The organism is Achromobacter sp. KK8 (assembly GCF_054188005.1).
Genome location: NZ_CM135178.1, coordinates 5,488,999 through 5,513,069 on the forward strand (window position 1 = coordinate 5,488,999; position 24,071 = coordinate 5,513,069).

The 24,071-nt window shown below is 67.2% G+C and carries 16 protein-coding genes; 11 read left to right on the plus strand and 5 right to left on the minus strand.

Annotated features, from left to right (window positions below):
• The first annotated feature begins 3 nt into the window (after positions 1-3).
• The 8 genes from prmB to ACVN9Z_RS25320 all read left to right on the plus strand — a co-directional run bounded on the left by prmB (position 4) and on the right by ACVN9Z_RS25320 (position 12,354).
• Positions 4-900 (plus strand): 50S ribosomal protein L3 N(5)-glutamine methyltransferase, encoded by an 897-nt coding sequence (gene prmB, locus ACVN9Z_RS25285; RefSeq protein WP_006386217.1) that lies wholly within the window; start codon positions 4-6, stop codon positions 898-900.
• Entirely contained in the window at positions 897-2,831 is a 1,935-nt protein-coding gene (locus ACVN9Z_RS25290) for an ABC-F family ATP-binding cassette domain-containing protein (RefSeq protein WP_109421605.1), read from the plus strand. Before prmB ends, ACVN9Z_RS25290 begins: the two co-directional genes overlap by 4 nt.
• Before the next feature lie 123 nt (positions 2,832-2,954).
• A complete protein-coding gene (locus ACVN9Z_RS25295; RefSeq protein WP_026384498.1) occupies positions 2,955-3,443 on the plus strand; it encodes an RNA polymerase sigma factor in 489 nt (162 codons plus the stop codon).
• Entirely contained in the window at positions 3,440-4,372 is a 933-nt protein-coding gene (locus ACVN9Z_RS25300; RefSeq protein ID WP_200221527.1) for a FecR family protein, read from the plus strand. The genes ACVN9Z_RS25295 and ACVN9Z_RS25300 overlap by 4 nt, the downstream gene beginning before the upstream one ends.
• Positions 4,373-4,657: 285 nt before the next feature.
• On the plus strand, positions 4,658-7,228 hold the full coding sequence (locus ACVN9Z_RS25305) for a TonB-dependent receptor plug domain-containing protein (protein WP_458212785.1): 2,571 nt from the start codon (positions 4,658-4,660) through the stop codon (positions 7,226-7,228).
• 191 nt (positions 7,229-7,419) lie between these two features.
• Complete coding sequence (locus tag ACVN9Z_RS25310) at positions 7,420-10,056, plus strand: TonB-dependent receptor plug domain-containing protein (RefSeq protein WP_269876739.1); 2,637 nt, start codon at positions 7,420-7,422, stop codon at positions 10,054-10,056.
• A 126-nt stretch (positions 10,057-10,182) separates the two neighbouring features.
• Positions 10,183-10,845 (plus strand): hypothetical protein, encoded by a 663-nt coding sequence (locus ACVN9Z_RS25315; RefSeq protein ID WP_006384336.1) that lies wholly within the window; start codon positions 10,183-10,185, stop codon positions 10,843-10,845.
• 189 nt (positions 10,846-11,034) lie between these two features.
• Positions 11,035-12,354, plus strand: a complete 1,320-nt coding sequence (locus tag ACVN9Z_RS25320; protein WP_006384335.1) for a cytochrome-c peroxidase — start codon at positions 11,035-11,037, stop codon at positions 12,352-12,354.
• Positions 12,355-12,473: 119 nt separating this feature from the next.
• Here ACVN9Z_RS25320 and ACVN9Z_RS25325 read toward each other — a convergent pair whose 3' ends face one another.
• Genes ACVN9Z_RS25325 through ACVN9Z_RS25335 form a run of 3 tightly spaced genes read right to left on the minus strand, consistent with a single transcriptional unit; the run spans position 12,474 to position 16,281 of the window.
• Entirely contained in the window at positions 12,474-12,779 is a 306-nt protein-coding gene (locus ACVN9Z_RS25325; protein WP_006384334.1) for a chorismate mutase, read from the minus strand.
• Between the two features lie 5 nt (positions 12,780-12,784).
• Positions 12,785-15,076, minus strand: a complete 2,292-nt coding sequence (locus ACVN9Z_RS25330) for a UvrD-helicase domain-containing protein (protein WP_070539905.1) — start codon at positions 15,074-15,076, stop codon at positions 12,785-12,787.
• Positions 15,073-16,281 (minus strand): DesA family fatty acid desaturase, encoded by a 1,209-nt coding sequence (locus ACVN9Z_RS25335; RefSeq protein ID WP_006384332.1) that lies wholly within the window; start codon positions 16,279-16,281, stop codon positions 15,073-15,075. Before ACVN9Z_RS25335 ends, ACVN9Z_RS25330 begins: the two co-directional genes overlap by 4 nt.
• A gap of 435 nt (positions 16,282-16,716) precedes the next feature.
• On the opposite strand from ACVN9Z_RS25335, the gene ACVN9Z_RS25340 reads away from it, so the two are divergent.
• Positions 16,717-17,001, plus strand: coding sequence for a hypothetical protein (locus tag ACVN9Z_RS25340; RefSeq protein WP_020928409.1), 285 nt, complete (start codon positions 16,717-16,719; stop codon positions 16,999-17,001).
• 190 nt (positions 17,002-17,191) lie between these two features.
• On the opposite strand, the gene ACVN9Z_RS25345 is transcribed toward ACVN9Z_RS25340, so the two are convergent.
• Positions 17,192-18,562: an RsmB/NOP family class I SAM-dependent RNA methyltransferase gene (locus ACVN9Z_RS25345; protein WP_349666354.1), complete on the minus strand. Its 1,371-nt coding sequence runs from the start codon at positions 18,560-18,562 to the stop codon at positions 17,192-17,194.
• A 961-nt stretch (positions 18,563-19,523) separates the two neighbouring features.
• The gene (gene purN, locus ACVN9Z_RS25350) at positions 19,524-20,189 is read right to left on the minus strand and encodes a phosphoribosylglycinamide formyltransferase (RefSeq protein WP_006383945.1); all 666 of its coding nucleotides are present in this window, start codon (positions 20,187-20,189) and stop codon (positions 19,524-19,526) included.
• A gap of 63 nt (positions 20,190-20,252) precedes the next feature.
• Here purN and ACVN9Z_RS25355 point away from each other — a divergent pair, with 63 nt between their 5' ends.
• Together ACVN9Z_RS25355 and ileS are read left to right on the plus strand one after the other, a co-directional pair.
• Entirely contained in the window at positions 20,253-21,218 is a 966-nt protein-coding gene (locus ACVN9Z_RS25355; RefSeq protein ID WP_026384487.1) for a bifunctional riboflavin kinase/FAD synthetase, read from the plus strand.
• Positions 21,208-24,069 carry an isoleucine--tRNA ligase gene (ileS, locus tag ACVN9Z_RS25360; protein ID WP_269876732.1) on the plus strand — a complete coding sequence of 954 codons (2,862 nt, stop codon included), beginning with the start codon at positions 21,208-21,210 and terminating at the stop codon, positions 24,067-24,069. Before ACVN9Z_RS25355 ends, ileS begins: the two co-directional genes overlap by 11 nt.
• Positions 24,070-24,071 lie beyond the last annotated feature (2 nt).

Below are 24,071 nucleotides of genomic sequence, written 5' to 3' on the forward strand. Positions count from 1 at the left end.
CTCATGCCTCAAAACGCCCGCCAAGAACTGCTGACCCTGCGCGACCTGATCCGCTACGGCGTATCGCGCCTGAACGCCGCCCAGGTGGCGCTGGGACACGGCAGCGACAACGCCTGGGACGAGACGGTCTACCTGGTCCTGCACGCGCTGCACCTGCCGCTGGACACGCTGGAACCCTTCCTGGACGCCCGCGTGCTCGACGAAGAACGCAACCGCGTGCTGGACCTGATCGACCGCCGCGTCACCGAGCGCGTGCCGGCCGCCTATCTCACCAACGAGGCCTGGCTGCGCGGGCATCGCTTCTACGTGGACGCGCGCGTCATCGTGCCGCGCTCGCCCATCGCGGAACTGCTGGACGAAGGCCTGTCGCCCTGGGTGCAGGACGCGCAGGCCGTCGACAGCGTGCTGGACATGTGCACCGGCTCGGGCTGCCTGGCGATCCTGTCGGCGCTGGCCTTCCCGTACGCGCAGGTGGACGCCGTCGACGTGTCGCCCGACGCGCTCGAGGTCGCCCGCCGCAACGTCGACGACTACGGCCTGGCCGACCGGCTGGCGCTGCACCAGAGCGATCTGTTCGACAGCCTGCCCGAACGCCAGTACGACGTCATCGTCTGCAACCCGCCTTACGTCAACAGCGGCTCGATGGACGTGCTGCCGCAGGAGTACCGCCACGAGCCGCAGCTGGCCCTGGCAGGCGGCGCCGACGGCATGGACCTGGTGCGCCGCATCCTGCAGGCGGCCCCGCGCTACCTGTCGGAGAACGGCGTGCTGGTGCTGGAGATCGGCCACGAGCGCGATTTCTTCGAAGCCGCCTTCCCTGAACTGTCGCCGGTGTGGCTGGATACGGAGCAAGCCTCCGACCAGCTGCTGTTGCTGACCCGCGAGCAGTTGACGACGTGATCCGCGCCTCTGGATTGACCCTGCGTCGCGGCACCAAGGTGCTGCTGGACGACGCCGAATTCGTGGTGCACCCCGGCGAACGCGTCGGCATCGTCGGCAAGAACGGCGCCGGCAAGTCGTCGCTGTTCGCGCTGCTGACCGGCGCGCTGGACCTGGACGCCGGCAACCTGGCGCTGCCGGCCGGCTGGCGCATCGCCAGCGTCGAACAGGAACTGCATGCCGACGACCGCCCCGCGCGGGAATTCGTCATCGACGGCGACACGCCGCTGCGCGCGCTGCAGGCGCGCCGCGCCGAGCTGACCGACGACCAGGGCACGCAGATCGCCGAGGTCGAAGCGGCGCTGGTGGAGGCCGGCGCCTGGAGCGCGGCCTCGCGCGCCGAGCAACTGCTGGCCGGCCTGGGCTTCAAGCCGGCCGAATGGACCCAGCCGGTGGCGAGTTTCTCCGGCGGCTGGCGCATGCGCCTGGCGCTGGCGCGCGCGCTGATGGCGCCGTCCGAACTGCTGCTGCTGGACGAACCCACCAACCACCTGGACCTGGACGCCATGCTGTGGCTGGAGAAATGGCTGGCCGCCTATCCCGGCACCGTCATGCTGATCTCCCACGACACCGAGTTCCTGGACGCGGTGGCCAAGTCCATCCTGCATTTCGACCACGCCAAGCTGGTGCGTTACCGCGGCGGCTACGGCGATTTCCTGACGCAGCGCGCCGAACGCCTGCGCCAGACCAACATCGCCTACGAACGCCAGACCCGCGAAGCGGCGCGCCTGCAAGGCTTCATCGACCGCTTCAAGGCCAAGGCCTCCAAGGCCAAGCAGGCCCAGAGCCGGGTCAAGGCCCTGGCGCGCATGCAGGTGCTGGCGCCGCTGCACGCCGAGGCCGGCATCGACATCCGCATCCCCTCGCCCGAGCAGGTGCCGGATCCGCTGCTGACGCTGGAACACCTGTCGGCCGGCTACACCGACGCGGCCGGCAACGACGTGCCGATCCTGCGCGACGTGACGCTGATGGTGCGCGCCGGCAGCCGCGTCGGCGTGCTGGGCGCCAACGGCGCCGGCAAGAGCACGCTGATCAAGACCCTGGCCGAGGAACTGCCGGTGCAGGCCGGCGAACGCCGCGCCTCGCGCGGGCTGGCGATCGGCTACTTCCACCAGCACCAGCTCGACATGCTGGACGTGGACAGCACGCCGCTGGCCCACCTGGCGCGGCTGTCGCCGGAAACGCGCGAGCAGGAGCTGCGCAACTACCTGGGCGGCTTCGGCTTCTCGGGCGACACGGTCAACAGCAAGGTCGGCCCCATGTCGGGCGGCGAGAAAGCCCGCCTGGCCCTGTCGCTGATCGTCTGGCAGAAGCCCAACCTGCTGCTGCTGGACGAGCCCAGCAACCACCTGGACGTCGAAACGCGCGAGGCCCTGGCCGCGGCGCTGGCCGAGTTCGGCGGCAGCATGCTGCTGGTGTCGCACGATCGCCACCTGCTGCGCACCACCGTGGACAGCTTCTGGATCGTGGCCGACGGCGCCGTGCGCGAATTCGACGGCGACCTGGAGGACTACCGCGACTGGCTGGCGGCCCGCAACGCCGGCGAACGCGCCGAGGCCGCCCGCGAGAACGCCGAGAACGGCGAGGCCGTGGTCGACCGCAAGGCGCAACGCCGCGCCGAGGCCGAGCAGCGCCAGCGCCTGTCGGCGCTGCGCAAGCCGCTGGAAGCCAAGCTGGCCAAGGTCGAGGCCGAGATGGAGAAACTGCGGGCCAAGCTGCAGGCGCTGGACGGCGTCATCGCCGACCCGGACCTGTATTCCGACGCGCGCCGCGCCGAGCGCCAGAAGGTCATGGCCGAACATGGCGAACACGGCAAGCGCATGGAAACGCTGGAAGAACAGTGGCTGGAGTTGCAGGGCTCGCTCGAAGAGATCGAGCAGGGCGAAGCCTGAGCCGCGGGCGGACGGCATGCGCCGTCCGCCCTTGCCATCGGCAGGCAATACTCAATAACAATAATAATTATCATTTATAATTTGACGCGAATCTGACTCTATCTGGCGCGAGGCGTCAGCGACATGTCTTCGCTTACCGACGTATTTCTCCGGCACTACCGCGAAGTGCTGGGCTTTCTGGCCATGCGCACGGGCTCGCGCGACGTGGCCCAGGACTGCGCCCAGGACACCTGGATCAAGCTGGCAGAGTTCCAGGACAAGACCCTGCCGGACAACGACCGCGCCTATGTGTTTCGCGTGGCGGCCAATATCGCCACCGACTGGCACCGGCGCCGCGGCCGCGAACTTAGCACGGTCGCCGACTACGCCGCGGCGCAGCCGCCCGCCTTCGAGGCCGACACGCTGGAAGTAGCCTCGGCCAACCAGCTGCTGCGCCGGCTCGAAAAGGCGCTGCTGCGCCAGCCGCGCCGCAGCCTCGACGTGTTCGTCCTGCATCGCCACGAAGGGCTGACCTACCGCGCCATCGCCGAGCGCCTCGCGATCTCGGTCAGCGCGGTCGAGAAACACATGATGCGCATCCTGCTGGCCTGCGACCTGGCGCTGTCGGCGTGAGCAGGACTGACGCCCTTGGCCCCGCCGCGAGCGCCGACGAGCAGGCCTCGCGCTGGGTCATCCGCCGCAGCGGCCAGCCGCTGGACCCGCAGGCGCAGGCCGAATTCGACGCCTGGTACCACGCCGATCCGCGCCATGCCGCCGCCTACGAGCGGCTGGCGCGGGTGTGGCGCCGCATGGGCGAGATCGATCGTGGCAAGCTGGCCGCGCGCCCGCCCCGCAAGCGCCGCACGGCGCTGGCGCTGGCGCTCGTCGCCGCCGCCGGCATCACCGCCTATACGCTGCGCGACTTCCAGCCCGGCGCCGACTACGCGAGCGACACGCAGCCGCTGCGCGTCGCCCTGCCCGACGGTTCACGCGCCATCCTGGACGCGCATTCGGCGATCGCCCTGGACTTCGGCCCCGAGAGGCGCGAGGTGCGCCTGCTGGCCGGCCGGGCGCTGTTCGAAGCCGCGCCGCGCGGCGCCGACGGGCCCGCCTTCACCGTCGTCACGGCGGACGCCACCGTCACGGCCCTGGGCACCCGCTACACGGTCGCTCGCGACAGCGACACAACCCGCATCACCGTCTACACGCACCAGGTGGCGGTGCAATGCCTGGCCTGCGCGGACCGGCAACCGCAGACACTGGACGCCGGGCAACGCATGACGGTTTCGGCCAACGGCATCGATCGCGACCCGGCCCCCCCCGAAACCGCGCCCGCCTGGAGCCAGGGGCTGCTGGCCTTCAACGACACCGCGCTGCCCGACGTCGCCGCGCAACTGGCGCGCTACACCGGCAAGCGCATCCTGGTATGGGGCGAGCGGGCGCGCGCCACGCGTGTGTCCGGCACGGCCGGCATCGCCGATCCCAGGCGCGCGCTCGACCTGCTGCTGGCGCAGACCAAGGTCGAGATCACCGACCTGCCCGGCCTTCTGATCCTGCGCTGACCACGGCCCCGCCGCGGGCATGGCACGGCGGGCGCGGTCTGCATGTGCCTGGACCGCCCCGCGCGTTGCCTGGGTCAGGCAAAACCAGCCGCGTCCCTCCCCCGTTCCAGGCATTTCCCAATCGGTAAATAAGAATCAATATAAATTATTCATCAATTCCGCAATGAGGGGTTTCGTCCTACGTCGCGTCCTACGGCTGACATCACCACAGCGTAGGACGTTTTCATGCCTTTTCCTCTTGACGGCAGGCGCCGGTCCGGCGTCCCGGCCGCCCTTCTTTGCCTCATGCTGGCCATTGCCGCGCCCGTTGGCGCCCAGCCGCCAGCGCGCACGCAAACCTACGACATGCCGGCCCAGTCCCTGGGCAATGCGCTGCTCGCGCTGGGGCGCCAGTCCGGCCTGGAAATCTCCTTCCCGCCGGCCGCGGTGGCCGGCAAGATGGCCCCCGCCCTGCACGGCGAATATTCGGCGCTGCTGGCGCTCGATCGCCTGCTGGCCGGCTCCGGCCTAGCCCTGCGCGCCGACGGTCCTGGCCGCTACATCGTGTTCGTCGACAAGGCCAACCCATTCTCGACCTCGCGGCTGGAGCCCGTGCGCGTCTATGGCGAGCAGACCGGCGAACGCGTTTTCGACAAGGAGGAGATCGCCACCACGCCCTCCTCCAACCACGACCTGAGCACGCTGGTGGCAAACCATCCGGCGGTGCGCACCAACCCGGGCGCCGCCGGTTCGCAGAATCGCGGCTCGCTCAACGTCGAGGACATTTCCTTCCACGGCGCCAGCCCCTACCAGAACCTGTTCCAGATCGACGGCATCGACGCCACCAACCGCGTCGACCCGGCCAGCAAGAACCTGAACCTGCAGGTCGGCAACGTGCCCAGCAATCCGCAGTCGTACTTCATCGACACCAGCCTGCTGGAATCGGTGCGCGTCTACGACAGCTTCGTGCCGGTCGAGTACGGCCGCTTCACCGGCGGCGTGGTGGATGCGCGGCTGCGCCGCTTTTCCGGCGAGAACCACCTGAAGTTCGACTACCGCTGGAACACGTCGAAGATGACGCGACAGCACGTGTCCGAGGGCGAGGAGAACAGCTGGGCGCAGGGGCAGCCGGGCTATTCCCCCGAATGGAAGAAGCGCTTCTATTCGGCCGTGGGCGATTTCGCCTTCAACGACAAAGCCGGCGTGGTGCTGGCCATGTCGCGCCGCGAATCCGACATCACGCGCTGGAACATGGGGGTGGACGACGACGGCCAGCCGCAGCAGGGCCAGGACACCTATCGCGACCGCGTCGACAACTTCCTGGGCAAGTTCAGCGTGCGCGCCAGCGCCGACACCACCGCCGACCTGACGCTGAAATACAGCGACCGCAGCGAGACCCTGTCCAGCTACCTGTTCCGCGACACCCGTTGGGACAACAACCACGGCGCCTACGGCCTGAGCGGCAACCTCGAGCACCTGTTCCAGGGTGGGCGCTTCGCGCTGCAGGCCGGCTGGGACCACGCCACCAGCGACCGGCAGTCCGTCGGCGACGAGCTGGTGACTTACCAACCCTACAGGCTGCCGCGATACACCGCGGGCGGCTTCGGCAAGGAGCAGACGCGGCAGGACACCTGGACCCTCAAGGGCCGCGTCGACCTGGATCCGGTGCGCACCGGCATCTTCACCCACAGCCTGTACGCGGGCGCCGACCTGCAGCAGGTCGAGGCGGGCTTCAAGCGCTTCCAGGACTCGTATTCGTTCCGCCGCGTCTACGACAACAAGGGCGCCTACCAGGACTTCAGCAAGGTCCACTATCTGCCTGGCACGGTCAACGTGAAATACAGCATGGCAAGCGTGTACCTGTCCGACCGCATCGAGTGGCAACGGCTGGCGCTGGATGCCGGGCTGCGCTACGACCGCGAGACCTTCCTGGGCAACACCAACGTGTCGCCGCGTACCCGCCTGGAGTGGGACGTGCTGGGCTCCGGCGACACGCTGCTGAGCGCGGGCTGGTCGCGCTACTACGGCAGCGAGGTGCTGGAGACGGCGCTGGAGGCCGAACGCAGCCGCCTGCGCCGCCAGGTGCTCGACAGCAAGGGCAGGCCCGTGGCCGATGGCGGCAAGGAGTACTTCGTCGATTACCGCGGCCTGCGCATGCCGTATGACGACGAATGGGCGGTGTCGCTGCGCCAGCGCATGGCGGGCATCGAAGGCCTGCTGAGCTACGTGCATCGCAACGGCCGCGACCAATGGACCAAGAGCGGCACCGACGCGGCCGGCTACACCTATGCCAACGACGGCTTTTCCACCACCGACGGCGTCAGCCTGACGCTGCGCACGCTGGAGCCCTGGCGCCTGGGGCCAACGCGCTGGAACATGCAGGCATCGTGGAGCTGGCAGAAGCGCAAGACCAACGGCGACCTGGTCACGGGCTACACCGCCGATGCGCGCGACCCGGACGACCGGGTGATCTACAACGGCTCGGAGATCCGCGCCATCGACCTGCCGCCCAGCACCTTCTACCAGCCCCAGGTCGCCTCGCTCACACTGATCGGCGCCTACCCGCGCATGGGACTGACGTGGAGCAACAAGCTGAACTGGCGCAGCAAGCGCGACGCCACCATCTACGTCGGCGTCGGCCCGCGGCCGCAATCCCTCGACCGCTACGAATCGGGCGAATTGCCGTCGTACTGGACCTGGGACACCAAGCTGGCCTGGCAGCCGACGTTCGCGCGCAACCTGGAATTCACGGTGGAAGTGCTGAACCTGCTGAACCGCATGCCGGCGGTCACCGCCAGCAACCCGAACCTGAAGACCAACCGCAGCACCTTCCAGTCGGGACGCGAACTGTGGCTGCAGGTGGGATATCGGTTCTGAAACGGGACTGACCAGCGGGACTGACAAACGGGCCTGAAAAACGGACCTGACAAACGGGCCTTACATTCGGCGCGAGCATTCATCTGGTCTGACTTCGACACGCCGCCGCGCACATTCGCCGTTTTGGCGCTGAGGTACTGCGCCGACCGCGGCGTCCTATGGCTGGTTTTCATTCAGCCAAGGACGCTTGCATGCCCCGCTCTTTCAACGGCCGTTTCCGCCCCTCCGCGTCGATCGCGATCTTCTGCGCCATGCTGGCCACGACCGCGCCCGCCCTGGCCCAGTCGCCCGACCGCACCTTCGCCTACGACATTCCAGCGCAACCGCTGGGCGACGCCTTGCTGGCGCTGGGCCGCCAGTCGGGCCTGCAGATTTCGTTTCCGCCGGCCGCCGTGGCCGGCAAGGTCTCGTCCGCCCTGCGGGGCGAAACCTCGGCGCTGGCGGCGCTGAACCAGTTGCTGGCAGGTTCCGGCCTGGCGCTGCGCGCCGACGGGCCGGGCCGCTATATCGTGTTCGTGGACAAGACCAATCCGTTCTCCGTATCGCGGCTGGAGCCGGTGCGGATCTATGGCGAGCAGATCGGCGAACGCGTCTACAGCCGCGAGGAAATCGCGCAAACGCCATCGTCGAACCGGGATCTGAGCACCTTGGTGGCCACGCATCCGGCGGTGCGCACCGACCCGGGCGTGGCCGGTTCGAAGAATCGGGGATCGTTGGACGTCGAGGACATTTCATTCCATGGCGCCAGCCCTTACCAGAATCTGTTCCAGATCGATGGCATTGACGCCACCAACCGCGTTGATCCGGCTAGCAAGAATCCGAACCTGGTCGTAAACAACGTACCCAGCAATTCGCAGTCCTACTTCGTCGACACCAGTCTGCTGGAAGCGGTGCAAGTGCATGACAGCTTTGTGCCTGTGGAATACGGTCACTTCACTGGCGGCGTGGTGGATGCAAAATTGCGCCGCTTCTCCGGGCAGAACCATCTGAAACTGGACTACCGTTGGAACAACTCCAACATGACACAACAGCGCACGGCGCATGGCGACGAACAGAAGTGGTCACAGGGCCACTTCGACTATTCACCCAGGTGGAAGAAGAGCTTTTACTCGGCACTAGGCGATGTCGCATTCAGCGAAAAGGCCGGCATGGTATTGGCATTATCTCGTCGCCAATCCGACATCACGCGAGCAGCCATGGGCGTTGATGGCAAGGGCCAACCGGAGTTGCGCGAAGGAACCTACAGCAACCAGATCGATAATCTCCTGGGAAAATTCAGTGTGCGTCCGTCCTCAGACACCGTCGCCGACCTGACGCTGAAATACAGCGAGTATCACCAGGCTCTGGCCGACGCCTATTTCCGCGACACAACCTGGGACAATTATCACAGCGGACGCGGCGTCAACGGCAAACTGGAACATCGATTCCAGGGTGGGCGCTTCTCACTACAAGCGGGATGGGATCGCGCCACCAGCCACCGGCAGTCCGTTCGTGAAGAGTTCGTATCCTATTTCACTCCGCCGATCAAAAAAGTGCAGTACTCGGTGGTGGGCTTTGGCAAGGAACAGACGCTGCAGGACACGGAAGTTCTCAAGGGTCGCGTTGACCTGGATCCGCGACGCACCGGCATGTTTACCCATACGGTCTACGCAGGTTCCGAGCTGGAGCAGACCCACGCCCGATTCAAGCGATTTCAGGACGCGTATGCGTACCGCCGCAGCCAGTTCCCCGATGGCACTGTCCAAGATAGCAATAGAACCCACTACCTGCCCGGCACAGCTGAGGTAAAGCATCACACTGCCAGCCTGTATCTGTCGGATCGTATCGAATGGAAACGGCTGGCCCTGGATGCCGGGCTGCGCTACGACCGCGACAGTTTTCTTGGCAACAACAATCTGGCGCCCCGCACGCGCCTGGATTGGGACATGTTCGGAACGGACAACACCGTGCTGAGCATGGGATGGTCCCGCTACTACGGCGCACAGATACTGGGCATCGCCATGGAGGCGGAGCGTGCGCGCCTGAAAATAAACGAGACGGACAAGGACGGAAACCCGAGGGCGAATGGCCGCAAACCGTACACGGTGGACTACAAAGGGCTGCGCACGCCGTATGACGATGAATGGGCGATATCGCTGCGCCAACGATTGGCGGGTTTGGAGGGCGCGCTGAACTATGTGCATCGCGACGGGCGGGACCAGTGGACAAACGTCAACATCGACGCCAATGCTTCCCGCTACAACAGCGATGGTCGTTCCACGACCGACGGCATCAACCTGACCGTGCATACGCTTCATCCGATGGCCCTGGGAAGAACCCGCTGGACCATGCGCGCCACTTGGGGCTGGCAGCGGCGCCGGGCCAATACCGAGTTGGCCAAGGGCTATAACGACCACGCGGGGGACCCTGATGAACAGGTGCTCTATAACAATGCGCAGATTCGCGCCTTCGACCTGCCAACCAATTCATTCTTCCAACCGCAAGTCGCCACCTTGACCGTGACCGGCGCGTATCCGGGAGCGGGCCTCACGTGGAGCAACGCATTCAACTGGCGCGGTGCCCGCGACGCGATTTTCTATGCAGGCAAAGGACCGGCTCCGGACTTTCTCAACAGCTACACATCGGAAAGGTTGCCATCCTACTGGACCTGGGACACCAAGTTGAAATGGCAGCCCACCTTCGCGCGCAACCTGGAACTGACGATCGAAGTTCTGAACCTGCTCAATCGCATGCCAGCAGTCACGGGCAATAGACCCAAACTCACGGCGGACCACCGTACCTATCAATCCGGACGCGAACTCTGGCTGCAGGTCGGCTACCGCTTCTGACGACAAATCAGACCATGCGCCATGGAGCGTCGCAGCCTTCATCCCTAACATGCGCCGTGGCCATCCCGGCCACGGCGCGGGTTCTCCATGGGGACGCCAGCCGCGCCGTCACGCAGGAGCATTTGCATGGCATTGAGCCGATCCCAGACCGAAATCAAAGCCGCCATCGTGGACCATGGCCGACAGCGCGGCGTCAGCCCCCCGACCATCCAGATCGCGGCGGACATAGCCTATATCGAATCGGCGTTCGGCGCCTCGCCGCGCTCCGCCGACGCCGGTTCGAGCGCATCGGGCCTGTTCCAGTACACGGACGAGGCCTGGTACGCGCACCATCAAGCCGCCGGCGAAAAGGACGCCCCCGGCAGCCAGATCGCCGCCTTCTACACCGACCTGGCGACCTACGTGGCCTGGTACCACAGTCCCGCCACCAATCGCCATATCCCCGACGACATGCCGCTGGGGGAATTCGTTTTCGTCATGCACCACGGCGGGCGGGGCGGGCCGGTCCTGTTCAAGGACACCGCGCGCGATCTCTACCGCAAGCATGTCACCGACGACACCCGGTTGCTGACCGCCGCCCATCCCTCCCCCTGCCCCGGCGCGCTCGTGCTCGACGCCGAGGCCTACACCGGCTATCCGGTGGCGGGTGACAGCGCGGGATGCATCAAGATGGGCCCGGATGGCATGGCGTATATCGACTACATCCTGGAACCCCTGCTGTCGCGAGCGGAACGGCGCGGCATCGTCGAACGGGATCCCGACGGGGCATTCCGCCTTCTTGGCGAATGAGGGACCGGCAAGGCAGGGCCGGCCACGACGCGGCGCCAATCAAAAGGCGCCTGGCACGGATCAGCGATCGAATCTCACGCATCAATCAAAAAATCGAAATCCATATAGATTATTCATCGATTGCGTGCTGAGGTATTGCAATCATCGCAGCGTCCTACGCCTGACACCAACGCGACACGGAACGTATCGATGCCTCTGCGTGGCAAATCCCGGCTCCGGCCGAACGCCCTGGCCACCGTCCTGCATGCCATCCCGCTGGCCCTCCTGCTGGCCACCGTGTCCAGCGCATCTGGCCAGCAGCCCGCCTCCACGCCATCCGGCATCGCGTCCGGCGCCGCCGCTTGCCACGACCCGACGGGCTGGAACATCGCCTGCCTGCGCGCGCGCTATTCCGGACCCGCGGCCGCCTGGCCCGCGCCCACCATCGACGCCGGCGTGCAATGGCATGAATGGGCGCCGGTCCCTCCCGTCGCCAGCCCCCCGCTGCAATGGACCGCCGCCAACCCCGGCCAGGCCGAACTGGCCGCCGACGTGGCGCGGCCGGCAGTCGTGGCACTGGGCCAGATGCTGTTCTTCGATACCCGCCTGTCGCGCAAGGGCGAGGTGTCCTGTGCCTCCTGCCACCAACCGCAGCGCGCCTTCACCGACGGCCTGCCGCTCGCGGTGGGCGAGGACAAGCTGATGGGCCGACGCCGCTCCACGCCGCTGTATGCCGCGCCGTTCGCGCCACGGCTGTTCTGGGATGGCCGCGCGGCCAGCCTCAGGGAACAGGTGATGGGGCCGCTGCACGACCCTCGGGAAATGAACCACGACGCCGCCGGAGCGGTGGCGCGACTGCGGCAGACCGACATGTATCCCAAGCGCTTCCTGGAGGCGTTCGGCGGCGCGCCGGCGGCGTCTCCAGCGGCTGCATCGACTTCACCAACAGTTGCATCGGCTTCATCGGCGGCTACCTCAACGGCATCCACGACGGCATCGACACCGGCATCCGCGATCGACGCCGACCGCCTGGCGCGCGCGCTGGCCGCCTACGTGGCCTCGCTGCGCCCCGAGAAGACGCGCTTCGATGACTTCCTGGCCGGCCGCGCCGATGCGCTGGACGACACCGAACTGCTGGGCCTGCACCTGTTCCGCACCCAGGCGCGCTGCATGAACTGCCATAACGGCCCGCTATTGACCGACCACCAGTTCCACAACATCGGCCTGTCGTTCTATGGCCGCCGCAACCAGGACCTGGGGCGCTACGAGGCCACGCGCGATCCCGCCGACCTGGGCAGGTTCCGCACGCCGAGCCTGCGCAACGTGGCGCAAGCCGGCCCATGGATGCACAACGGCCTGTTCCCGGACCTGCGAGGGCTGCTGCGGATGTACAACGCCGGCATGGGCCGCGAAGCGCCGCCGGCCGATCCCCCGGACCCGCATGCGCCGCGCAAGTCGGCGCACATCAAGCCGCTCGACCTGAGCCCGGCCGAGATCGACGCCCTGCTGGCGTTCCTGAAGACCTTGTAATGCGCTCCGCCGACAACGCGGCGCTGGAAAAAAGAATGGCCGCGGCGAAAGCCGCGGCCATTGGACCTTTCGCTGCGCGAACGGCCGCGCCCTGGCGGACAGCGGCCGTCAGGCGCGCATCACGAATAGGGACGTTCGCGCAGGCGCGTGTGGTGATCGACCACGGTGTCGATCACTTCGCGCAGAATGGTCTCGGCCAGGGCCGGCGGCACGCCGGCCTCTTCGGCCAGGCGCCGGATGCGCTGGACCTGCTGGTCCTCGCGCACCGGATCCACCAGGTCCATGTCGTTGGCCTGCTTGAGCTCACCGATCATGTCCGTGCAGCGAAAGCGCACCCCCAGCAGCAGGATGATCTGCTGGTCGATCTCGTCGACTTCGGCGCGCAGCGATGCCAGTTCGGCTTTCGGGGAATCTTGATTGGCCATGTCTTTCAACCTTGAACGATATCCAGCTTGGCGATGCCCAGCGCCAGCGTCTTGGACCCGACATCGCGGAAATGGATCTCCGCCTGGGCGTCCTGCCCCGCGCCGCTCAGGCTGACGATGGTGCCGTCACCGAAACGGGCGTGGTGCACGCCCTGCCCTACACGATACTGCTTGTCGCCGACGGTGACGCCGGACGCCGTGCCGCGCGGTTGACGCGGCGCAATGGTGTTGGTGGGCTTGCGGCCGAAGGCGTCGCCGCGGTTGCCGTTCCAGCCGCCACCGGCGCTGAGCGCCGGCGCCAGGCCGGCCTTGGGCGACAGCCACTTGAGGTGCTGCTCGGGAATTTCGTCGAGAAAGCGCGAACGCATGGCGTAGCGCGTCTGGCCATGCAGCATGCGGCTTTGCGCCAGGCTGATGTACAGGCGCTGGCGCGCGCGGGTGATCGCCACGTACATGAGGCGGCGTTCTTCTTCCAGGCCGGATTGCTCCAGGATGCTGTTCTCGTGCGGGAACAGGCCTTCCTCGAGGCCGGTGATGAAGACGGCGTCGAACTCCAGGCCCTTGGCCGCGTGCACGGTCATGAGCTGCACGGCGTCCTGGCCCTGCTGGGCCTGGTTGTCGCCGGCCTCGAGCGCGGCGTGCGACAGGAAAGCCGCCAGCGGCGTCAGGCCGTCGGACGCCACCGGCGCCGCATCGACCACCCCGGGCATCAGCGTGCTGGAGGTGGCCTGCTCGGGCACCACGCCGGCGGGCATGCCGTCGTAGTTTTCCTCGGACGCGAACACCGCCGCGGCGGTGATCAGTTCGTTCAGGTTTTCGAGGCGCTCGGCGCCTTCGCGCTCGGCCTTGTAGTGCGCGTTCAGGCCGCTGGCCTCGAGCATGTGCTCGACCATTTCGGGCAGCGGCAGGTCGCGCGTTTCCTCGGTCATGCGATGGATCAGCTGGGCGAACTGGGCCAGGTTGGAGCCGCCCTTGCCGGCCACCAGCGCCACGGCCGAGTACAGGCTGGAATCATGCGCGCGGGCCGCGTCGGCCAGCTGTTCCAGCGTGCGCGCGCCGATGCCGCGCGTGGGGAAATTCACCACCCGCATCCACGAGGTGTCATCGTGCGGATTGGCCATCAGGCGCAGGTAGGCGAGCGCGTGCTTGATTTCCTGGCGCTCGAAGAAGCGCAGGCCGCCGTAGACCTTGTAGGGTATGCCGGCCGAGAAGATGGCGTGTTCGATCACGCGCGACTGCGCGTTGCTGCGGTAGAGCACGGCGATCTCGCGCCGCAGGCTGCCTTCGTGGATCAGCGAGCGGATCTCGTCGACGATCCATTGCGCTTCCATGCCGTCCGAGGGCTGCTCGATGACGCGCACCGGTTCGCCTTCGCCCTGGTCGGTCCAGAGGTTCTTGCCCAGGCGGCCGCTGTTGTGGCCGATGAGCGCGTTGGCCGAATCCAGGATGTGGCCGTACGAGCGGTAGTTCTGCTCCAGGCGGATGACGGTGCCGTGCGCGTAGTCGCGCTCGAAGTCGGACATGTTGCCGACGTTGGCGCCGCGGAACGCGTAGATCGACTGGTCGTCGTCGCCCACGGCGAAGATCGCCGCGCCGCCGCCGGCCAGCAGCCGCAGCCACTTGTACTGCAGCGTGTTGGTGTCCTGGAACTCGTCGACCAGGATGTGGCGGAAACGGCGTTGGTAGTGCTCGCGCACCGGCGCGTTGCGCGACAGCAGTTCGTAGGCGCGCAGCAGCAGCTCGGCGAAGTCGACCACGCCTTCGCGCTGGCACTGGGCTTCGTAGAGCTGGTAGATCTCGATCAGGCGGCGGCGATGCGCGTCATAGGCTTCGACGTCGGCGGGGCGCAGGCCCTCTTCCTTGGCGCCGTTGATGAAGCGCTGCACGTCGCGCGGCGGGTATTTTTCGTCGTCGACGCCGTTGGCCTTCATCAGCCGCTTGATGGCGGCGAGCTGGTCGGTGACGTCGAGGATCTGGAAGGTCTGCGGCAGGCCGGCGTCGCGATGATGCGCGCGCAGCATGCGGTTGCACAGGCCGTGGAAGGTGCCGATCCAGAGGCCGCGCGTATCGATCGGCAGGATGGCCGACATGCGCGCCAGCATTTCGCGGGCGGCCTTGTTGGTGAACGTGACCGCCAGCAGCCCAAAAGGCGAGGCCTGGCCGGTTTGAATCAGCCAGGCCATGCGGGTGGTGAGCACCCGGGTCTTGCCGCTGCCCGCCCCGGCCAGGACCAGGGCGTGCTGCGGTTCTAACGTTACTGCGGCGCGTTGTTCAGGATTGAGTTTCTCTAGCATCATGCCGCGTAGCGGCGCAGACGTTGAGCGAATTGCTCGAGCCCGGCGATGCCGCTTTGCTGGGCGCGCTGGCACCAGGCCTGCAGGTCATGGAGGAGCTGTTCGCTGCTGGCGCTGGAGCTTTCCCAGATGCGGCCGAGTTCGCGGCGCATCTGCACCAGCGTCGACAGCGACTTGTTCTGGGCGATGGCCTTGTCCACGGCTTCGAGTTGCTCCGGTTGCAGGATGTCCTCGTTGCGGTGGATGGCGCGGCGCACCTTGTGCAGCTTGTTCCAGCCGCATTCGGCGTTGCCGTCCTGGCGCGAGGCCTTCAGCTTGGCCAGTTCCTCGCGGGCGGCGCTCTTGATCACGTCCGCGTAGCGGGCCATGACTTCGTAGCGGTGCGTGATCACGCCTTGCAGCGTGCGCAGGTCGATGCCGGTCTTGGAGTCATCCAGCTTGAGCTTGGGCGCGACCTTCTTGATCTTGGCCAGGCCCAGGAACTTCAGGATGTTGATGTAGCACCAGCCGATGTCGAACTCGTACCACTTGGCCGAGAACTTGGCCGACGTGCCGTGGGCGTGGTGGTTGTTGTGCAGCTCTTCGCCGCCGATCACGATGCCCCACGGGAACACGTTGGTGCTGGTGTCCGGGCTGTTGTAGTTGCGATAGCCCCAGTAGTGGCCGATGCCGTTGACGACGCCGGCCGCCCAGAAGGGGATCCAGGCCATCTGCACCGCCCACACCGTGACGCCGATCGCGCCGAACAGGGCGATGTCGATGGCGAGCATGGTCAGCACGCCCCACAGGCTGTGCTTGCTGTAGACGTTGCGTTCGAGCCAGTCGTCAGGCGTGCCGTGGCCGAACTTGGCCATGGTTTCCTTGTTGTTGGATTCTTCGCGGTAGAGCTCGGCGCCGCGGAACAGCACCTTCCAGATGCCGAACAGGATGGGCGAATGGGGATCGCCTTCCTTTTCGCACTTGGCGTGATGCTTGCGGTGGATGGCAACCCATTCCTTGGTGACCATGCCGGTCGTCATCCAGAGCCAGAAGCGGAAGAAGTGCATGACGGCCGGATGCAGATCCAGGCCCCGGTGCGCCTGGCTGCGGTGCAGGAAGACGGTGACGGACACAATGGTGATGTGCGTCATGACCAGGGTGAAAACGACGATCTGCCACCAAGTGGCTTGGGTCAAACCGCCGGCAATGAAGGAGAGGATGTAATCCATAAAGCTGTAGTGAGCCTCGCTTGAAGAGTGCCTGAAGTTTAGCTTACCTTTGCCGCGTTATGACAACGGAGTTTCAAAATAGTTGTTGAGCGAAATCAAGGACTAAGCCCTGCTTTTGACATTTTGACGGCAAGCTCGCGGCCGGGTTGGCGGCCCGTTCGCGACGCGACTAGCGCTTTCCTGGCGGGGAATCGTCTTCGCGCAGTCACTGGGTTTTGGCCTTCTTTCGCGATTAAAGTTCCTGTCAGGCTGGGCCGCTGTCTTGCAGGCGCCACGCGCCTGGCGCACACTTCGGTCCGCCGTCACTGCTCCCACCGTCATACGATGTTCCGCAAAATAACCCATCCCCATTTCGTTGCCACCTTGAGCGCCGCAATCGCGTCCGTGGCTGCACCGGCCGCCGCGCAGTCGCTGAAAACCGGGGACATAGCCGTATTGGCGTCCTATTACGAGATCCGCGGGTCGGACTGCCTGGCGCTGCGCGCGCCGCGCGTGACCATCACCCTGCAGCCGCGGCTGGGCACCGCCAGCATCGTGCAGACCCGTGGCCAGTCCAGCGACTCGGGACGTTGCGCATATAAGACAGTGCCGATAGCGCAATTGGTCTACCAGGCCATGCAGCCTGGGTCCGATTCGCTGGCGTGGGAAGTCAAATACCAGAATAAGACGGTGGGAACACGCCGCTACAGCGCCACGCTCGGCATCGCGCCGGCTCCCTGAGCGCTTCCCCACCCCGAACGCCCCCGAGCGGCGCCTGAGCGGCACCCTGAGCTGCTCTTTCAGCGCCTCCCCGCATGGCCGCCGTGCGCGGCTGCCGCGCCGCTTCCGCAAGTCATCCGCCGGGAAGGCGGCCGTGCCGCCGCCGGCGGGCCCATCGATGGACCCGCCGTTGGCCTGACCGGCAGCGGATTCAAGCCGAAGGCTTGTCCTGGTCGGCGGCAGCGCTTGCGGGGACAGTCTCATCCGCATCCGCAACCGCCGCTTCGGCCTCTTCTTCCGGCAGCACCTCGGCATCGGCCTCGATGGCGGCCTGCGTCGCGTCCTCGGCCGCGGCGGCGTTCTTCTTGCGGCGCTCGAAAACGGCGGCGAAGAAGCCGTCGGTGCCGTGGACGTCCGGACGCAGCTGGACGTACGGCCCTTCGAGCTTCAGGTTGTCGCAACGGCCCGCCAGGATCTCGGCGGCGTCCAGGCGCTCGAAGTCCGGATGGCTGGCCAGGAAGCGTTCTGCCTGCACTTCGTTTTCCTCGGCCAGCAGGCTGCAGGTGGCATAGACCAGCCGCCCGCCGGGCGCGACGCAGCGCGCGGCGCTGTTGAGGATGCGTTCCTGCAGTTGGCCAAGCTCGGCCAGCGCTTCGGGGTGCTGGCGCCATTTCAGGTCGGGATTGCGGCGCAGCGTGCCGATGCCGCTGCACGGCGCGTCGACCAGCACGCGCTGGGCCTTGCCGGCCAGGCGCTTGACGCGGGCATCGTTTTCGCTGTCGATCGCCACCGGCACCACGTTGGACAGGCCGCTGCGGGCAAAGCGCGGCTTGGCGCGCGCCAGGCGGGCGGCCGAGACGTCGAAGGCGTAGAGCCTGCCGGTGGACCGCATCAGCGCGCCCAGCAGCAAGGTCTTGCCGCCCGCGCCGGCGCAGAAGTCGATGATCATTTCGCCGCGGCGCGGGGCCACCAGCAGGGCCAGCAACTGGCTGCCCTCGTCCTGTACTTCGATGCTGCCGTTCTCGAACTGCGGCCAGCGGTTGATGGCCGGGCGGCCTTCCATGCGGATGCCCCAGGGCGAGTACGGCATGGCCACGGGTTCGTAGCGGCCGGCGCTCTGTTGCAGTTCGGCGAGCATGGCGTCGCGCTCGACCTTGAGCGGATTGACGCGCAGGTCCAGGCTGGCCTGGCGGTTGAGCGCCTCGATCAGGGTTTCGGGGCTGTCCATGGCGCCCAGGCGCTCGTCGAGCCAGTCGGGGATGCTGCCACGGACGGCGCGCGGCAGCGTCGCCAGGTCGATCTGCAGGACGCGCTGGAGCCATTCGGCTTCGGCCGGGTCCAGGCCTTCCTGCAGCGTTTCCTTGCCCAGGGTGGCGGCCAGGCCCAGGATGGCCAGGCGGCGCGAAGCCGGCCCGACGCCGCTTTCGCCGAACTGGCGATAGCGGCGCAGGTGGCGCAGCACGTCGTAAACGGCTTCGGCCACTTCCGAGCGGTCACGCGCGCCCAGGCCGGGATGGCCACGCAGCCAGTGCGACAGGGCCGCGTCGGCCGGGTAGGTCCATTGCAGGATCTCGCCCAGCACGCGCTGCACCTGGTCGATGCGGCTGGCGGCATACGACAGGCGCGGCCGGTTGAATTGCGGCTTCTGCGGGGCGGCGTCACGCTGGCCCTGGCCTTCGCGGCGGTCGGAACCGTGGAACCCACGCTCGCCATCGCGGCCTTCGCCACGCGGGGAGCCATAGGAAGGACGTGAATCCGAACGGCCCTGGCCTTCACGGCGGTCCGAACCGAAGGAACCACGCTCGCCGCCACGGCCTTCGCCACGCGAAGCGCCATAGGAGGGACGCGAATCCGGACGGCCGAAGCCTTCACGGCGGTCCGAACCGAAGGAGCCGCGCTCGCCGCCACGGCCTTCGCCACGCGGAGCGCCGTAGGACGGGCGCGAATCCGGGCGGCCCTGGCCTTCACGGCGGTCCGAACCGAAGGAACCGCGCTCGCCGCCACGGCCTTCGCCACGCGGGGAGCCATAGGAGGGACGTGAATCCGGGCGGCCCTGGCCTTCGCGACGGTCCGAACCGAAGGAACCGCGCTCGCCGCCACGGCCTTCGCCACGCGGGGAGCCATAGGAGGGACGTGAATCCGGGCGGCCCTGGCCTTCACGGCGGTCCGAGCCAAAGGAACCCCGTTCACCGCCACGGCCTTGGCCTTCGCGGCGGTCCGAGCCGTACGCGCCACGCTCGCCACGCGGCGCGTCATAGGACGGACGCGGGGTCGGACGGCTGTCGCGGCGCTCGTCCGAACGGCCTTCGCGGCCTTCCCGGCCACCGGCGGCGCGCTCGGGGCGCGGCGCCCGCTCCTGGGCGGCGCGGGCCTCGCCCTTGGGGCGCGAGAAGAAGGACCGGCCGTCACGCTCTCCGGCGGCTGCCGGGCGGGAACGCGGAGATTGGGGTTTGCTCATGGTGTATTCCAGTGGGGCGGACACATGCCGCCCGATAAATGCGATTCAGGGCCGTCGGCGGCCCGGCTGCGCGGCGGGCGTCGGCTCAGGCCGCCGCGGACCAGGTGAACAGGCGGTCGGGATCGCCCTGCACGTCCACCCGGTGGTCATTCGTCAGGGTAACCCGGCCTTCGGCCAGCCAGCGCACGGCGGCCGGAAAAGCCTGGTGTTCGACTTCCAGCACGCGCTCGGCCAGCCTTTCCGGCGTATCGCCGGCCAGGATCGGCACGCAGCCCTGGGCGATGATGGGGCCGTGGTCCAGCACCGGCGTCACGAAATGCACGGTGCAGCCATGCACGCGCACGCCGGTGGCCAGCGCCTGCGCGTGGGTGTGCAGCCCCGGAAACGCCGGCAGCAGCGACGGATGGATGTTGACGAGCCGGCCGCTGTAGCGGTTGACGAAGCCCGGGGTCAGCACCCGCATGAAGCCGGCCAGAATGACGTAATCCGGCGCGTGCAGGTCGATTTCAGCGGCCAGTGCTGCGTCGAAGGCCTCGCGGCTGGCGTAGTCCTTGTGGTAAAGGGCCGCGGTGGCGATGCCCTGCGCCGCGGCCCATTCCAGGCCGGCGGCGTCCGGGCGGCTGGCGATCACGGCGGCGATCGTGGCGGGCCAGCCCTGTTGGCGACAGGCCTGGACCAGCGCCTGCATGTTGCTGCCTCGTCCCGAGATCAGGATGACGATGCGACGCGGTGGTGTAGAGGTTTCCGGCAAGATGAGCGATCCAAATTGGGGATGACGAACAATCCCGTAATCCAAAATTGTAAACTCTCGCTCGTGAAACCACCGCTGCGCATCCACCGATCCCTTCCGCCGCCCGCCCAGCGCGCTCCCAGCGCGCTGACCATCGGCAATTTCGACGGCGTCCACCGAGGACACCAGGCCATGCTGGCGCGCGTCTGCCAGGTCGCGCGCGACCGGGGCCTGACGCCTGCCGTGATGACCTTCGAGCCGCACCCGCGCGAGTACTTCGCCACGCTCAACCAGCGCCCCGAACTGGCGCCGACCCGCATTTCCGGCTTGCGCGACAAGCTGGCGGCGCTGGCGCGCTACGGCATTTCCCAGGTCGTGGTCGAGCGCTTCAACGCCCGCCTGGCCGAAATGTCGGCCAACGCCTTCATCGAGAACCTGCTGGTGCGGGGGATGGATACCAAGTGGCTGCTGGTGGGCGAGGACTTCCGCTTCGGCCACAAGCGCAGCGGCGACATCGACCTGCTGCGCGAAGCCGGCCTGCGCCATGGCTTCGAGGTGCAGACCCTGGCCGACGTCACCGACCGCCACGGCCACCGCATTTCCAGTTCCGAGGTGCGCACCGCCCTGGCCGTGGGCGACCTGGACCGCGCCCGCCACCTGCTGGGCCACCCCTTCCATATCAGCGGCCACGTGATCCACGGCCAGAAACTGGGCCGCACCCTGGGCTTTCCAACCATGAACCTGCGGGTGGCCGAACGCTGCGCGGCCCGTTCCGGCATCTACGTGGTGCAGGTCTACGGCCTGGCCGAACGCGCCCTGCCCGCGGTGGCCAGCCTGGGCGTGCGCCCGACGGTCGAGGACCGCGGCCGCGTGCTGCTGGAAGCGCACCTGCTCGACGAGACCGTCAACGCATACGGTAAACTCGTGCGTGTCGAATTCCTGCAAAAGCTGCGGGACGAAGAAAAATTTCCTGATCTCCCTTCCCTGACTGCCGCCATCGCCGAAGACGCGCGAAACGCGCGCGCCTATTTTGCCGTTCATGGACTATAAAAAGACCCTCAACCTGCCCGATACCCCCTTCCCCATGCGGGGCGACCTCGCCAAGCGCGAGCCCGCCTGGATTGCGCAGTGGGAGGAAAACCACGTCTACCAGGCGATCCGCGCCGCCAGCCGCGGCCGTCCGCGCTTCGTGCTGCACGACGGCCCGCCCTACGCCAACGGCGACATCCACATCGGCCACGCGGTCAACAAGATCCTGAAGGACATCATCGTCAAGAGCCGCAACATGGCCGGCTACGACGCGCACTACGTGCCGGGCTGGGATTGCCACGGCATGCCGATCGAGATCCAGATCGAAAAGAAGTACGGCAAGCACCTGCCCGTGGCCGAGGTGCAGTCCAAGGCGCGCGCCTACGCGCTCGAGCAGATCGACCGCCAGCGCAAGGACTTCAAGCGCCTGGGCGTGCTGGGCGAGTGGGATCGTCCCTACATGACGATGAACTTCAGCAATGAAGCCGACGAGATCCGCGCCCTGGGCCGCATCCTGGACAAGGGCTACGTGTTCCGCGGCCTCAAGCCCGTGAACTGGTGTTTCGACTGTGGTTCCGCGCTGGCCGAGGCCGAGGTCGAATACGCCGATCGTGTCGATCCGGCGGTGGACGTGGCCTTCCCGTTCGCCGAGCACGGCAAGCTGGCCAAGGCCTTCGGCCTGGACAAGGTCGACGATGGCGCCATCGTCATCTGGACCACCACGCCCTGGACCATCCCGTCCAACCAGGCGCTGAACCTGCACCCCGAAATCGAATACGCGCTGGTGCGCGTGTCGCCCGCGCCCAAGTTCGGCCCGCTGCTGCTGATCGCGCGCGAACGCGTCGAAGCCTGCCTGAAGGCCTGGAACCTGGAAGGCGAAGTCATCGCCACCGCCCCCGGCGCGGCGCTGTCGGGCATCGAATTCCGGCATCCGCTGGCGCAGTTCGAAGCCGCCTACGACCGCAAGGCCCCGGTCTACCTGGGCGACTACGTCACGGCCGACTCCGGCACCGGCGTGGTGCACTCGGCCCCCGCCTACGGTATCGAGGACTTCATCTCGTGCAAGGAGCACGGCATGAAGGACACCGACTTCATCAGCCCCGTCATGGGCGACGGCAAGTACGTCGACAGCCTGGCGCTGTTCGGCGGCCTGTCGATCTGGGACGCCAACCCCAAGATCGTCGAGGCCCTGCAGGAAGCCGGCGCGCTGATGCACGTGGAAAAGCACAAGCACAGCTACATGCACTGCTGGCGCCACAAGACGCCCATCATCTACCGCGCCACCAGCCAATGGTTCGCCGGCATGGACATCAAGCCCAAGGACGGCGGCCCGACCCTGCGCGAATCGGCGCTGGCCGGCATCGACGCCACCGCCTTCTACCCGGCCTGGGGCCGCGCCCGCCTGCACGCCATGATCGCCAACCGTCCGGACTGGACCCTGTCGCGCCAGCGCCAGTGGGGCACGCCGATGGCTTTCTTCGTGCACAGGGAAACCGGCGCGCTGCACCCGCGCACTTCCGAGCTGCTGGAACAGGTCGCGCAACGCGTCGAGCAAGGCGGCATCGAGGCCTGGCAGACGCTGGACCCGCGCGAGCTGCTGGGCGACGAAGCCGATCAATACGAAAAGAACCGCGACACGCTGGACGTGTGGTTCGACTCGGGCAGCACCCACGCCACCGTGTTGGGCGGCAAGGACGGCGATTTCGCCGGCTCGCACGGCGCCGAACTGGGCTGGCCCGCCGACCTCTACCTGGAAGGCTCCGACCAGCACCGCGGCTGGTTCCATTCGTCGCTGCTGACCGGCTGCATGCTGTATGGCCAGCCGCCCTACAAGGCGCTGCTCACGCACGGCTTCGTGGTGGACGGCCAGGGCCGCAAGATGAGCAAGTCGGTCGGCAACGTGATCGCGCCGCAGAAGGTGTCCGATTCGCTGGGCGCCGAGATCCTGCGCCTGTGGGTCGCCTCCACCGACTATTCGGGCGAATTGTCGATCTCCGACGAGATCCTCAAGCGCGTGGTCGAGGGCTACCGCCGCATCCGCAACACGCTGCGCTTCCTGCTGGCCAACCTGGCCGACTTCGACGCCGTGTCGCAGTCCGTGCCCTACGGCGAGCTGTTCGAGATCGACCGCTATGCGCTGGCCATGACCGCGCAGATGCAGGCCGAGGTGCAGGGCCACTACGAGCGCTATGACTTCCACCCGGCGGTCTCGCGCCTGCAGACGTTCTGCTCGGAAGACCTGGGCGCGTTCTACCTGGATATCCTGAAAGACCGCCTGTACACCTCGAAGGTGGACAGCGCGGCCCGCCGCTCGGCCCAGACCGCGCTGCTGGACATCACCCAGACGCTGCTCAAGCTGATGGCGCCGATCCTGTCGTTCACGGCCGAAGAGGCCTGGAAGGAACTGGTCGGCTCGGCCCTGAAGCACCAGGCCGACGCGGCCCGCGTCACCATCTTCACCGAGGTCTACCACGCGCTGCCGCCGTTCGCGGACGCCGAGGCCCTGTCGGCCAAGTGGGCGCGCCTGCGCGCCATCCGCGCCGAGGTCCAGCGCAAGCTGGAAGAAGTGCGCACGGCCGGCGACATCGGTTCGTCGCTGCAGGCCGAGGTCGACCTTTACGCCAGCGGCGAAGACCAGCAACTGCTGGCCAGCCTGGGCGACGACCTGCGCTTCGTGCTGATCGTCTCGCGCGCCACCGTGCACGCCGGCGAAGGCGAGACGCGCATCGAGGTGACGCCCTCCAAGCACAAGAAGTGCGAGCGCTGCTGGCACTGGCGCCTGGACGTCGGCCAGGACCCGGACCACCCCGAGATCTGCGGCCGCTGCGTGTCCAACCTGTTCGGCTCGGGCGAAGCCCGCGACAAGGCCTGAGC

Excerpts from the sequence above, each read along its gene's own strand:
- prmB (WP_006386217.1), top strand. The coding sequence starts at position 4 with ATGCCTCAAAACGCCCGCCAAGAACTGCTGACCCTGCGCGACCTGATC.
- ACVN9Z_RS25295 (WP_026384498.1), top strand. The coding sequence starts at position 2,955 with ATGTCTTCGCTTACCGACGTATTTCTCCGGCACTACCGCGAAGTGCTG.
- ACVN9Z_RS25305 (WP_458212785.1), top strand. The coding sequence starts at position 4,658 with ATGCTGGCCATTGCCGCGCCCGTTGGCGCCCAGCCGCCAGCGCGCACG.
- ACVN9Z_RS25310 (WP_269876739.1), top strand. The coding sequence starts at position 7,420 with ATGCCCCGCTCTTTCAACGGCCGTTTCCGCCCCTCCGCGTCGATCGCG.
- ACVN9Z_RS25315 (WP_006384336.1), top strand. The coding sequence starts at position 10,183 with ATGGCATTGAGCCGATCCCAGACCGAAATCAAAGCCGCCATCGTGGAC.
- ACVN9Z_RS25320 (WP_006384335.1), top strand. The coding sequence starts at position 11,035 with ATGCCTCTGCGTGGCAAATCCCGGCTCCGGCCGAACGCCCTGGCCACC.
- ACVN9Z_RS25325 (WP_006384334.1), bottom strand. The coding sequence starts at position 12,779 with ATGGCCAATCAAGATTCCCCGAAAGCCGAACTGGCATCGCTGCGCGCC.
- ACVN9Z_RS25330 (WP_070539905.1), bottom strand. The coding sequence starts at position 15,076 with ATGATGCTAGAGAAACTCAATCCTGAACAACGCGCCGCAGTAACGTTA.
- ACVN9Z_RS25335 (WP_006384332.1), bottom strand. The coding sequence starts at position 16,281 with ATGGATTACATCCTCTCCTTCATTGCCGGCGGTTTGACCCAAGCCACT.
- ileS (WP_269876732.1), top strand. The coding sequence starts at position 21,208 with ATGGACTATAAAAAGACCCTCAACCTGCCCGATACCCCCTTCCCCATG.